Annotated in this window: 10 protein-coding genes; 9 read left to right on the top strand and 1 reads right to left on the bottom strand. The window is 67.6% G+C overall.

Annotated features, from left to right (window positions below):
- Positions 1–84: 84 nt before the first annotated feature.
- The 8 genes from AC1REK_RS19580 to AC1REK_RS19545 all read left to right on the top strand — a co-directional run bounded on the left by AC1REK_RS19580 (position 85) and on the right by AC1REK_RS19545 (position 10,329).
- Entirely contained in the window at positions 85–885 is an 801-nt protein-coding gene (locus AC1REK_RS19580) for an SDR family oxidoreductase (protein WP_492268772.1), read from the top strand.
- Between the two features lie 36 nt (positions 886–921).
- On the top strand, positions 922–1,920 hold the full coding sequence (gene iolG, locus AC1REK_RS19575) for an inositol 2-dehydrogenase (protein ID WP_492268773.1): 999 nt from the start codon (positions 922–924) through the stop codon (positions 1,918–1,920).
- Positions 1,921–1,922: 2 nt separating this feature from the next.
- Positions 1,923–2,723 (top strand): inositol monophosphatase family protein, encoded by an 801-nt coding sequence (locus AC1REK_RS19570; RefSeq protein WP_492268774.1) that lies wholly within the window; start codon positions 1,923–1,925, stop codon positions 2,721–2,723.
- Between the two features lie 70 nt (positions 2,724–2,793).
- Positions 2,794–3,834, top strand: a complete 1,041-nt coding sequence (locus AC1REK_RS19565; protein ID WP_492268775.1) for an ABC transporter substrate-binding protein — start codon at positions 2,794–2,796, stop codon at positions 3,832–3,834.
- A 30-nt stretch (positions 3,835–3,864) separates the two neighbouring features.
- Positions 3,865–6,072 (top strand): ABC transporter permease, encoded by a 2,208-nt coding sequence (locus AC1REK_RS19560; protein ID WP_492268776.1) that lies wholly within the window; start codon positions 3,865–3,867, stop codon positions 6,070–6,072.
- A 3-nt stretch (positions 6,073–6,075) separates the two neighbouring features.
- Entirely contained in the window at positions 6,076–7,143 is a 1,068-nt protein-coding gene (locus AC1REK_RS19555; protein ID WP_492268777.1) for an ABC transporter ATP-binding protein, read from the top strand.
- Positions 7,144–7,302: 159 nt separating this feature from the next.
- The gene (locus tag AC1REK_RS19550) at positions 7,303–9,018 is read left to right on the top strand and encodes a Na/Pi cotransporter family protein (RefSeq protein ID WP_492268778.1); all 1,716 of its coding nucleotides are present in this window, start codon (positions 7,303–7,305) and stop codon (positions 9,016–9,018) included.
- A gap of 105 nt (positions 9,019–9,123) precedes the next feature.
- A complete protein-coding gene (locus AC1REK_RS19545; RefSeq protein ID WP_327523549.1) occupies positions 9,124–10,329 on the top strand; it encodes an MFS transporter in 1,206 nt (401 codons plus the stop codon).
- Between the two features lie 87 nt (positions 10,330–10,416).
- On the opposite strand, the gene AC1REK_RS19540 is transcribed toward AC1REK_RS19545, so the two are convergent.
- Positions 10,417–10,647, bottom strand: coding sequence for a DUF2934 domain-containing protein (locus AC1REK_RS19540; protein WP_492268779.1), 231 nt, complete (start codon positions 10,645–10,647; stop codon positions 10,417–10,419).
- A 594-nt stretch (positions 10,648–11,241) separates the two neighbouring features.
- On the opposite strand from AC1REK_RS19540, the gene AC1REK_RS19535 reads away from it, so the two are divergent.
- On the top strand, positions 11,242–11,694 hold the full coding sequence (locus tag AC1REK_RS19535) for a c-type cytochrome (protein ID WP_316018079.1): 453 nt from the start codon (positions 11,242–11,244) through the stop codon (positions 11,692–11,694).
- Positions 11,695–11,707 lie beyond the last annotated feature (13 nt).

The raw sequence follows: 11,707 nt of genomic DNA, 5'->3' as shown, positions 1-11,707 counted from the left end.
GGCGAAGATTGAAATATTTGTTCCACTAGTCAAGCAGAACAAAAAATCTGTGCCGAAATTTCGGATTTGGGGAGCAGGCGCCAGTTGTCGGAAGCACGGGATTTCAGCCGCAATCTGGCAGGCAAGGTGGCTGTCGTCACCGGCGCTACTCAAGGGCTGGGCGAAGCGATCGCGCGCGAACTCGCAGAACGCGGCACCGCCGGCCTGATCCTCACCGGCCGTAACCGCGAGCGTGGCGAAGCTGTGGCGCAGAGCCTGCGCTCCGGCGGCTGCGATGCCCGCTTCCACAGCGTCGACCTCGCCGATCTCGCCGCCGTCAGGACGATCGTTCCGGCGGCCGACAAGGCCTTCGGGCGGCTCGACATTCTGGTCAACGCCGCCGGCGACACCGATCGTGGCACCATCTTCGACACCTCGCCCGAACTCTACGACCGCATCATGGCGGTCAACCTGACCGCGCCGTTCTTCCTGATCCAGGACGCCGCGACGCTGATGCGGCGCGAGAAGACGCAAGGTGCCATCGTCAACATCCAGTCGATGTCGGCCCATGGCGGGCAGCCCTTCCTCGCCGCGTACAGCGTCTCGAAGGGCGCGCTCGCGACGCTGACGAGAAACGCCGCCTACGGGCTGCTCGCCGACAAGATTCGCGTCAACGGCCTCAATATCGGCTGGATGTCGACGCCGGGCGAGGACGCGATCATGCGCCTGCGCCATGGCGCCGAGGATGGCTGGCTCGACAAGGCCGCCGCCGGCCAGCCCTTCGGCCGGCTGATCGATCCGCGCGAGGTCGCCAAGGCCGTCGCCTATCTGGCTTCGGCGGAGTCGGGGTTGATGACCGGCGCCAATATCGACTTCGACCAGACCATTCTCGGCGCGCACGACTAGCGCGGCCGCAACTCGACGACGGGAAACAGGATCACGATGCGTTTTGGTCTTTTGGGCGCCGGCAGGATCGGCCGGATTCACGGGCTGAATGTCGCGGCGCGCGGCGATGCCACCCTGGTCGCGCTGGCCGATGCCTCGCATGACGCCGCGGCCTCGCTCGCCGCCGTCTCCGGCGCCAAGGTCGCCAGCGCCGAGGCGATCCTCTCCGATTCCTCGATCGACGCGGTGCTGATCTGCACGCCGACCGACACCCATGCCGATCTGATCGAGGCCGCGGTCTCGGCCGGCAAGGCGGTGTTCTGCGAGAAGCCGGTCGATCTCGACGCCGCCCGCATCCGCCGCTGCCTCGATGTCGTCGCGAAATCCGGCAAGCCGCTGATGATCGGCTTCAACCGCCGCTTCGACCCGAACTTCGCCGCGCTGGAAAAGCGGCTGCGCATGGGCGAGGCCGGCGCGATCGAGATCGTCAGCGTGATCTCGCGCGACCCCTCCCCGCCGCCGGTGGACTATGTGAAGCGCTCGGGTGGCCTGTTCCGCGACATGATGATCCATGATTTCGACATGGCGCGCTTCCTGCTGGCCGAGGAACCGGTCGAGGTCTTCGCGCTCGGCTCCGCCCTGGTCGACCCGGCTATCGGCGCGGCCGGAGACGTCGACACCGCCGCCGTGCTGATGCGTACCGCGAGCGGCAAGATCGCCCAGATCTCGAACTCGCGCCGGGCAACTTACGGCTACGACCAGCGCATCGAGGTGCATGGCTCACAAGGCATGCTGCGCGCCGGCAACATCCACGAGACCACGGTCGAGATCGCGACCGGCGCCGGCTTCCGCGCCGACCCGGTGCAGAACTTCTTCCTCGAGCGCTATGCCGGCGCCTATCGTGCCGAGCTCGACGCCTTCATTTCCGCGGTGCGCGACCGGCGCCAGCCGGCCCCCTCCGGGCAGGACGGGCTCAAGGCCCAGATCCTGGCCGATGCCGCGACCGAATCGCGCCGCACCGGCAAGCCAGTCAGCGTCGCGCTGGAGACGATCTGATCATGTCGCCTGCCGATCTCGACCTGCGCCAGTTCGCCGTCCTCGGCCTCGTCGCCGAGGCCAGCCGCCTGGCGCTCGACTATTTCAACAAGCGCGACAGCCTCGGCATCACCATGAAGGGTGAACAGGACTGGCTCACCGTCGCCGACGGCGCGGTCGAGGCCTTCCTGCGCGAACGGCTGGCGGTGCTCTTCCCCGGCGACGCCGTGATCGGCGAAGAAGGCGGCGGCGAGGCGGCCGATGCGGTCTGGATCATCGACCCGATCGACGGCACCGCCAATTTCGCCCATGGCGACCGCAACTGGTGCATCTCGATCGGCCTCCTGCTGAACGGCCTGCCCGAGATCGGCATCGTCAGCGCCCCGGCACTGGACGAAGTCTATGTTGGCCGCCGCGGCCGCGGCGCGACCCTGAACGGCGAGCCGATCAAGGTCTCCGGCCAGACCAACATGGCCCATTCCTGCATCGAGATCGGCTGGTCGACCCGGATTCCGCACGCGGACTATCTCGCCACCGTGCAGGGGACGCTGGTGGCGGGCGCTTCGGTCAGGCGCGTCGGCTCCGGCACGCTCGGCATCTGCCATGTCGCGGTCGGCCGGACCGACGGCTATGCCGAGCACCACATCAATGCCTGGGATGTCGCGGCCGCCATGGCGATCGCCGCCGAAGCCGGCGCCGATCTCAACGACTTCTTCGCCGGCGACGGCATCCGCACCGGCAACCCGATCCTCTGCTGCACACCCGGCCTCTCGGCCGAGTTGGAACGGATCACCGGGATCATTTGCCGGCGCAAGGGTGATTGATCTTTTCCCGCGAACCATCAGTATCGCTGCAAGAACAAAAGAACAAAAATCAACCATCGGGGAGGACGACATGCAGAAATCCAACTGGCTCCGGGCGGGGCTCCTGGCGACGCTCGCCGGCGGCGCGCTGCTCGCGGCGACACCGGCCAGCGCGCAGGGCTCGCTGGTGATGTATTGCGGCGTCCAGGAGGAATGGTGCCGCGCGATGAGCGGTGCCTTCGAGAAGGAAACCGGCATCAAGGTCGCGATGACCCGCAAATCGGCCGGCGAGGTCTATGCGCAGGTCAAGGCGGAGGCCTCGAATCCGCGCGGCGACGTCTGGTGGGGTGGCACGGGCGACCCGCATCTCCAGGCAGCCGAGGAGGGCCTGACCCTCGAATACGAATCGCCGGTCAACAAGGACCTGCATCCCTGGGCGATCTCACAATGGGACGCCGCCAAGAAGCGCACGGTCGGCATCTATGCCGGCGCGCTCGGCTACGGCTTCAACACGCAGCAGATCAAGGCCAAGGGCCTCGCCGAGCCGAAATGCTGGGCCGACCTGCTCGATCCCAAGCTGAAGGACGACGTCCAGGTCGCCGACCCGAACTCCTCGGGCACGGCCTATACGCTGCTCGCGACGGTGGTGCAGCTGATGGGCGAGGACAAGGGCTTCGACTATCTCAGGGCCCTGCACAAGAACATCAGCCAGTACACGAAATCGGGCGCCGCCCCCGCCAAGGCGGCGAGCCTCGGCGAGACCGCGGTCGGCATCGTCTTCATCCACGACGCCGTGGTGTTCGCCGTGCAGGGCGACCCGATCAAGCCGGTCGCTCCCTGCGAAGGCACCGGCTACGAGATCGGCTCGATGTCGATCATCAAGGGCGCGCGCAATCTCGACAACGCCAAGAAGTTCTATGACTGGGCCCTGAAGCCGGCGGCCCAGGCGCTCGGCGCCCCCGCCAAGTCCTACCAGGTGCCTTCGAACAAGAACGCTCCGGTCCCGGCGCAGGCGCCGAAAATGTCGGAGATGAAGCTGATCAACTACGATTTCGTCAAATACGGCTCCTCGGCCGAGCGCGTCCGCCTGCTGACCAAGTGGGACAAGGAAATCAAGGCGCTGCCGAAGTGATCCGGTACTGACGAAAGCGAGATCAAGACGATGCGTCCCGCGACCCGGCTCGCGCTGCTGGTCGGCTGGCTCGGCTATGCGCTGATCCCCTGGTATCTTGCCGAGGGGATGAGCCTGACCGGATTCGGCTGGCTCGCAGGCTACCCATTCGGCAAGGCCGGAACGGCCCTGGCACTGGCCCTCTCGGGCAGCGCGCCCTGGCTGCTGCCGGTCGGCATCGCGCTTGTGGTGGCGACGCTGCTGAGCAACCGGCAACCTAGCACAGCGACAGGCTCCGCCCTGATCTGGACCGGGTTCGCCGGGCTCGTCTTCTTCTTCGCCCAGGGCTTCGCCGTCACGCTCAAGGGCCAGGGGATTCCCTGGCTCGCGGCGCTGCTCGGCGGCGCCGGCGCGGCGCAACCCGGCATGGGCTTCGGCGCCTTCCTGACCGTGCTCTCGCTGCTGCTGCTGCTCTGCCACGGCCTGGCCTATCGCGGCGTCTGCCGCGGCGACATCTTCACGACCTCCTCGATCGGCATCGTCATCATGCTGATCGGGCTGTTCATCTTCCTGCCGGTGTCGACCATCCTGCAGAGCGCGCTGGTCGACTCCGATGGCGGCCTGGCGCTCGGGGAGTTCGTCGAGCGCTTCCTCAGCCCGACGATCTGGGGCCTCGGCTGCCTCACCGCCAACACCAATTGCGGCGTCGCCTGGAACACGCTGATTCTGGCCGTGCTGACCGGCGTGATCACCACCCTGCTCGGCCTCGCCTGCGCGCTGCTGATCCTGCGCACCGGCATGCCCGGCAAGCGCGCCATGCGCCTGCTCACCGTGCTGCCGATCATCACGCCGCCCTTCGTCATCGGCCTGGCGCTGATCCTGCTTTTCGGTCGCTCCGGTCTGTTCTCGACCCTGATGTTCGAGTGGTTCGGGGTCCCGCGCTCGCGCTGGATCTACGGCTTGCCCGGCGTGCTGCTGGCGCAGGTCCTGGCCTTCGCGCCGATCGCCTTCCTGGTGCTGATCGGCGTGGTGCAGGGCATCGCGCCGAGCCTGGAGGAGGCCTCGCAGACGCTCGGCGCCAAGCGCTGGACGACCTTCCGGACCGTGACCTGGCCCTTGCTGCGGCCCGGACTCGCCAACGCCTTTCTGCTCGGCTTCGTCGAGAGCATGGCCGATTTCGGCAATCCGCTGGTGCTCGGCGGCAATTTCGAGGTGCTTTCGACCAAGATCTTCTTCGCCGTGGTCGGCGCCGCGCATAATCAGGGTCAAGCGGCCGTGCTCGCCATCGTGCTGCTAGGCTTCACGCTCGCCGCCTTCTGGGCGCAGCAGCGCTGGCTCGGCAGCAAGTCCTATACGACCGTCACCGGCAAGGGCGATTCCGGCCTGCCGACGCCGCTGCCCCGCCGGATCACCTGGATCTCCGCCCTCGTCATCGGCCCCTGGGTGGCGCTGACCGCGGTGATCTACGTCGTCATCCTGATGGGCGGCTTCGTGAAGACGATGGGGCGCGACTACACCCCGACGCTGCAGCACTACATCACCGGCTTCTCGATCGACTTCAGCCGCGGCCTGCATTTCGACGGCTCGGCCTGGCCGTCCTTCTTCACCACGCTGAAGCTCGCGGCGATCTCTGCCCCGCTGACAGCGCTGATCGGCCTGCTCACCGCCTACCTGCTGACGCGCCAGCGCTTCGCCGGCCGCGGCGCGCTGGAATTCGCGACCATGCTGAGCTTCGCCATTCCCGGCACGGTGCTCGGCGTCGCCTATATCCTCGCCTTCAACGTGCCGCCGGTCGAGATCACCGGCACAGGGCTGATCCTCGTCATCGCCTTCGTCTTCCGCAACATGCCGGTCGGCGTGCGCTCCGGCATCGCCGGGCTGTCGCAGATCGACAAGTCGCTCGACGAGGCGTCGGCGACGCTCTCGGCCCGCAGCTTCACCACGCTCTGGCGCGTCGTGCTGCCGCTCCTGCGCCCTGCCCTGGTCGCGGCGCTGGTCTATAGCTTCGTGCGCAGCATGACGACGGTCAGCGCCGTGATCTTCCTGGTCTCGGCCGAGTACAACCTCGCCACCGCCTATATCGTCGGACGCGTCGAGGCCGGCGAGTTCGGGCTCGCCATTGCCTATTCCTCGGTCCTGATTGTGGTGATGGCCATCGGGATCAGCCTGATCCAGCTCGGCGTCGGCGAGCGCAAGCTCGGGCGGCGCGGCACGCCAGCGCTCGCCTCCTCCGCCGCCGAGCCGATCAAACAAGGATAAGCCATGCCCAAGGCCGGCCCCGCCTCCGTCGAGTTCCGCAATGTCAGCATGCGCTATGGCGCGGTGACGGCGGTCGACAATGTCAGCTTCTCGATCGAGGCCGGCAAGCTCGTGACCCTGCTCGGCCCCTCCGGCTGCGGCAAGACCACGACGCTGCGCATGATCGCCGGACTCGAGATCGCCAGCGAAGGCCAGATCCTGATCGGCGGCAAGGACGTCACCAAGCTCTCCGCCGCCGACCGCGATGTCAGCATGGTTTTCCAGTCCTATGCGCTCTTTCCCCATATGAGCGTGCTGGAGAACGCCGCCTATGGCCCGACCGTGAAGGGGCTCTCGAAGGAGACCGCGCGCGACATGGCGCTGGAGAAGCTGGCGCTCGTCGGCCTCAAGGGCTTCGAGAAGCGCTTCCCCTCGGAGCTGTCCGGCGGCCAGCAGCAGCGCGTCGCCGTCGCCCGTGCGCTGGTGCTTGAGCCGCAGGTGCTGCTCTTCGACGAGCCGCTTTCCAATCTCGATGCCAAGCTGCGCCGGCGGGTGCGCGAGGAGATCCGCGAGCTGCAGCAGAACCTCAACCTGACCGTCGCCTATGTCACGCATGACCAGGAGGAGGCGCTGGCCGTCTCCGACCGGATCATCGTGATGTCCAACGCCCGCATCGCCCAGGAAGGCGCACCGCGCGAACTCTACGAGCAGCCTGTCGACGCCTTCGTCGCCGACTTCATCGGCGACGCCAACCTGCTCGATACGACGATCGGCTCGGTCTCCGGCGAGATGGCGACGGTGACGCTCGGACAGGCGACGCTTTCGCTGCCGGCGCGCGGCCTCGCACCCGGTCCCGCCAGGATCGCGATCCGCCCCGAGAGCCTGCTGATCGATGGCGCGGAGGCCGGCGCCGGCCTGCCCGGCACAGTGCGCAAATGCACCTATCTCGGCAACCACCAGGACATCATGGTGGCGACCGAGCTCGGCGAGCTTTTCGTCGTCCGCTACGGAGCCCATGCGATGCTCGAGCCGGGCACCCCGGTGCGGCTCGGTTTCGCGAATTCGGGGGTTACGCTGATCCCGCCCGCCTGAGCGGAACGGCGCAAAAACAGATTTCTCCAATCGCCGATTTCTGCCGCAATATCAGCATGTTTCGCGTGCATAGCCTATAAGCTGGCTAATGAAAAACTCAGGAATCCGAGCTATGCTACGGCCTTGAGTCGATAGAACCTCGGAAAGACCCTCGGCACGATGAACGCGAGCGACAACGCCACCACCATCCTGATCCACCTTGCAGGCGGCGTCGCGCTGCTGATCTGGGCGGTGCGGCTGGTGCGAACGGGGGCGATGCGCGCCTTCGGCGTCTCGCTGCGGCAGGCGCTGCAGAGCTTCACGCGCAACCGTTTCGCAGCCTTCGGCAGCGGCATCGCGGTGACCATGGTGCTGCAGAGCTCGACGGCGACGACGCTGCTCGTCTCCTCCTTTGCCGGGCGCGACCTGATCGTGCCCGCCATGGCGCTGGCGGTGCTGCTCGGCGCCAATCTCGGCACCGCGCTTGCCGCCTTCGTGATCTCGATGGATCTCGGCTGGGTCTGGGGCTTATGCCTTGCGGTCGGCGTCGCGCTCTATCTCGGCCATGAGGCGATGGACCGGGCCCGCAATATCGGGCGCGTGCTGGTCGGCATCGGGCTGATCCTGCTCTCGCTGATCGAGCTCAATGCGGCCGCCGCACCGCTCGCCCAGTCGCCAACCTTCCGCACCGTGCTCGGCGCGCTCTCCGGCGAGCCGCTGCTCGCCGTGCTGGTCGCCGTCGCCGCGACCTGGCTTACGCATTCGAGCATCGCCGTCATCCTGCTGATCGCGACCTTCGCGGCTTCGGGCCTGTTCCCGCCGGCGACGGCGATCGCCCTGGTGCTGGGCGCCAATCTCGGCAATGCGCTGATCCCGGTGCTCGACCAGATCGGGGCTCCGGCGGCGCAGCGGCGCGCGGCCGTCGGCAACCTCGTGACCCGGCTCGTCCTCGTCGCCGCCCTGCTGCCCTTCGCCAAGCCGCTCTCGGCCTGGCTGAATGCCCTGCCCGGCCCCGATGCCCGCCTCGCCATCGAGTTCCATGTCGGCCTCAACCTGATCGGCGCGCTGATCTTCCTGCCCTTCGTCGGCCCGATCTCGGCGCTGGTGGGCAAGCTCATGCCGGGCCAGAAGTCGGCCGATGCCGTCGTCAAGCCGCGCCATCTCGACCCGAGCGTGCTCGACAGCCCGACCGAGGCCCTCGCCGGCGCGATGCGCGAGGCGCTCAGCCTCGGCGACCGCGTCGAGGCGATGCTGCACGACACCATGCAGATGATCGAGAAGGACGAGCTGAAGCTCTCGCGCGCCATCGCCGAGGCGGATGACGGCGTCGACGCGATCCATGAATCGATCAAGCTCTATCTGGTGAAGGTCTCGCGCAACGAGCTCAGCGAGGCCGAAAGCCGCCGGCTGCTCGAGATCATCACCCTGATCACCAATCTCGAGCATATCGGCGACATCATCGACAAGAACCTGCGCGAGCTCGGGGAGAAGAAGATCCGCAAGCGCTACGCCTTCTCGCCCGAGGGTCTCGCCGAGATCCGCGACTTCCACCAGCGCGTCGCCTCCGGCCTGCGCCTCGCGCTCAACGTCTTCGCCACCCGCGACGTCGCGCTGGCGCGCCAGCTCTTCGCCGAGAAGGCGCCGATGCGCGACGCCGAGCGCCACGCCGCCGAGAGCCATTTCGAGCGCCTGCGCAGCGGCCGTCCGGAATCGATCGAAACCAGCGCGATCCATCTCGACATCATCCGCGATCTCAAGCGCATCCATGGCCATGCCGCCTCGATCGGCTATCCGATCCTGGAAAGCGCCAATGCCCTGCGCGAGAGCCGGCTGAAGGCCGACGAGGAGGCGAAGCCGGAGGTCAAGCTGGCGCCGGCGACGCAGCCCAGCCGCTAAAACTGGACCTGCGGGCGCGATTTCGGCTTTGGCGCCATGGACGCCATGCGCCGGATGCAGCGCGCGCCAATTGACGCAGCGGCTGGCCGCGCCCAAGCCTGAGCCATGACCTCGATCCCGCTGAACGCCCGCGCCGCCCGCCCGCTGATGCCGATGCTGGCGGCTCTCAGCATGGCGCATCTGCTCAACGACCTGATCCAGTCGATGATCCCGGCGCTCTACCCGCTGATCAAAGAGGCGTACCAGCTCGATTTCGCGCGGATCGGCCTGATCACGCTGGCCTTCCAGGTCACCTCCTCGCTGCTCCAGCCGGTGCTCGGATATGTCACCGACCGCAGGCCCTGGCCCTATGCGATGGTCGCCGGCATGGGCTCGACCCTGCTCGGCCTGCTCGGGCTCTCCTTCGCGGTCAGCTACGAGATGGTGCTGGTCTCGGCGGGCCTGGTCGGGCTCGGCTCGGCGGTGTTCCACCCCGAAGCGACCCGGATGGCCCGCCATGCCGCCGCCGGCCGGCAGGGCTTCGCCCAGGGCATCTTCCAGATCGGCGGCCACACCGGCTACGCCATCGGCCCGCTGCTGGCTGCCGCCATCGTCGTGCCCCGGGGGCAGCAGAGCCTCGCCTGGTTCTCGGTGATCGCGCTGGCGGCGATGGTGCTGATGGCCTGGACCGGCGCACGCTATGCCGCGATGCGGCGCGACCAGGCGGCGGCGAGCAAGGACAGACCGGCCGAGCCGGCGGCGCCGCGCCTGCCGCGCGCCCACATCGCCCTGGCGATGACCGTGCTGATCATCATCCTGTTCTCGAAGAACGCCTACACGGCGGGCTTCACCTCCTACTACACCTTCTATCTGATCGAGCGTTTCGGGATCAGCCTGCAGCTCTCGCAGATCATGCTGTTCCTCTATCTCGTCGTCGGTGCGGTGGGCGTCATCGTCGGCGGCATGATCGGAGACCGGATCGGCCGCGACCGGCTGATCTGGATCTCGATCCTGGGCTCGCTGCCCTTCGCCCTGCTGCTGCCCTATGCCGACCTGTTCTGGACGGGCGTGCTCAGCATCCTGATCAGCCTGATCATGGCCAGCGCCTTCTCGGCGATCCTGATCTACGCCATCGATCTCGTGCCCCACCGGGTCGGGCTGGTCGGCGGGCTGTTCTACGGGCTAGCCTTCGGCCTCGGTGGCATCGCCGCAGCCGGGATCGGCGCGCTGGCCGACCAGATCGGCATCGTCGCAGTCTTCAAGCTCTGCTCCTGGCTGCCGGCCGTCGGCCTGTTGGCCTTCCTGCTGCCGCGCATGCCGAACGCGTCCTGAGATCAGCGTTGCGCGTGAAAGCGCGCAAGCTCAGGACTTGCCATCGCGGGACTCGCGCTCGGCAGAGCCAGCGGCTGCTGCCGTCGGCTATTGGGGCCTGCGCCGGGGCGTGGCGTCGCTCGGCGCGGCGTGCCCGCTACCCGAGGCCTCCATCTGCCGATCCGAGGTCTCGGCCTCGTCGTCGCGATGCCGGAAGTTCCAGATCTCCTTGGCCCTCTCCCAGTGCTCGCGGTCGCGGCCCTCGGGTTGCCCCTCCTCCATCCAGAGCCGGTAGGCGATCCTGCGGATCTCCCGCTGCGCATTGCCGACATCGGCCATGTCGTCCTCCTTGGCTTGCTGCTGCAGGTCTGGGTCAACACCGGACAGGCAGGATGGTTCCCGGAGGAGACCAACCTCTTGCAACGAACCGTGGTGCGGCCGGACGGGCGGTCCCTGTCTAGCCTCGCCTGCTCGCGCTGCCGGGCGGCGGTGCGACTTGCCGCCCGTGCCTGATCGCCGCGGCGCCGTCGCTTTCATGCTCCTCGAAAGGCGCGTGGGGCCCAGTCGGATGCTGGGAAAGCGGGCTCGGCCCGTTGCGCCTCTGCTCCGGCGCCCCGGACTGCCCCGGTCGCTGGGCCGTCCGGTAGACCGCCGGCGCGTCCGTCAACATCGGTGTCCTCTGATTGGCCATGGCGTTGTCTCCTCTCGGGAGCAACGGGCCAATGCGCGCGAGGTTCCGGCGCAGGCATCGCAGCGACGAAACCGCTTGGGCTGCCGCGGAGTTCCGCGCGCTTCCTGTTTGCCAATTCGCAAACAAGCCCGGAGGGCGACCAGCTATCGCTAGGCCGCTCCCTTCCGCGACCGGACGGGGAGCGCGGCGCCGGCCGTCGCCGGTCTGCCGCCGCAACGGCTATTCAGCGGAAGGGGAAATGCATGGCCGAACGTCTGACAAAGGCGGGGGCGCGAAACGTCTTCTATGGCGGGTCGATCTTCTTCTTCGCCATCTTCGTCGGCCTTACGGCCCACAGCCACTGGTTCATCCGGACGCAATCGACCGATGAATCGACGCTGACCCAGGCGGTCGCCCGCGGCAAGCATGTCTGGGAGCGCAACTCCTGCATCAACTGCCACACGCTCCTCGGCGAAGGCGCCTATTTCGCGCCGGAGCTCGGCAATGTCTGGAAGCGCTATGGCGGCGACAAGGACCATGCCGGCGCACGCGAGAGCCTGAAGGCCTGGATGGGGGCGCAGCCGACCGGCATCGAGGGCCGGCGCCAGATGCCGCAGTTCAACCTGACCGATCAAGAGCTGAACGATCTCGCCGATTTCCTGGAATGGACGAGCCGGATCAAGACCCAGAAGTGGCCGCCCAACGATGCCGGTTGAGACAGCGCGACAG

The sequence above is a fragment of the Allobosea sp. GW823-FHT02B03 genome, from assembly GCF_058797755.1.
This window is presented reverse-complemented; position numbering and strand designations above follow the sequence as displayed.

What these genes read in the sequence shown, in the direction of transcription:
- iolG (WP_492268773.1), top strand. Translation starts at nt 922, where the DNA reads ATGCGTTTTGGTCTTTTGGGCGCCGGCAGGATCGGCCGGATTCACGGG.
- AC1REK_RS19555 (WP_492268777.1), top strand. Translation starts at nt 6,076, where the DNA reads ATGCCCAAGGCCGGCCCCGCCTCCGTCGAGTTCCGCAATGTCAGCATG.
- AC1REK_RS19560 (WP_492268776.1), top strand. Translation starts at nt 3,865, where the DNA reads ATGCGTCCCGCGACCCGGCTCGCGCTGCTGGTCGGCTGGCTCGGCTAT.
- AC1REK_RS19550 (WP_492268778.1), top strand. Translation starts at nt 7,303, where the DNA reads ATGAACGCGAGCGACAACGCCACCACCATCCTGATCCACCTTGCAGGC.
- AC1REK_RS19545 (WP_327523549.1), top strand. Translation starts at nt 9,124, where the DNA reads ATGACCTCGATCCCGCTGAACGCCCGCGCCGCCCGCCCGCTGATGCCG.
- AC1REK_RS19535 (WP_316018079.1), top strand. Translation starts at nt 11,242, where the DNA reads ATGGCCGAACGTCTGACAAAGGCGGGGGCGCGAAACGTCTTCTATGGC.
- AC1REK_RS19570 (WP_492268774.1), top strand. Translation starts at nt 1,923, where the DNA reads ATGTCGCCTGCCGATCTCGACCTGCGCCAGTTCGCCGTCCTCGGCCTC.
- AC1REK_RS19565 (WP_492268775.1), top strand. Translation starts at nt 2,794, where the DNA reads ATGCAGAAATCCAACTGGCTCCGGGCGGGGCTCCTGGCGACGCTCGCC.
- AC1REK_RS19540 (WP_492268779.1), bottom strand. Translation starts at nt 10,647, where the DNA reads ATGGCCGATGTCGGCAATGCGCAGCGGGAGATCCGCAGGATCGCCTAC.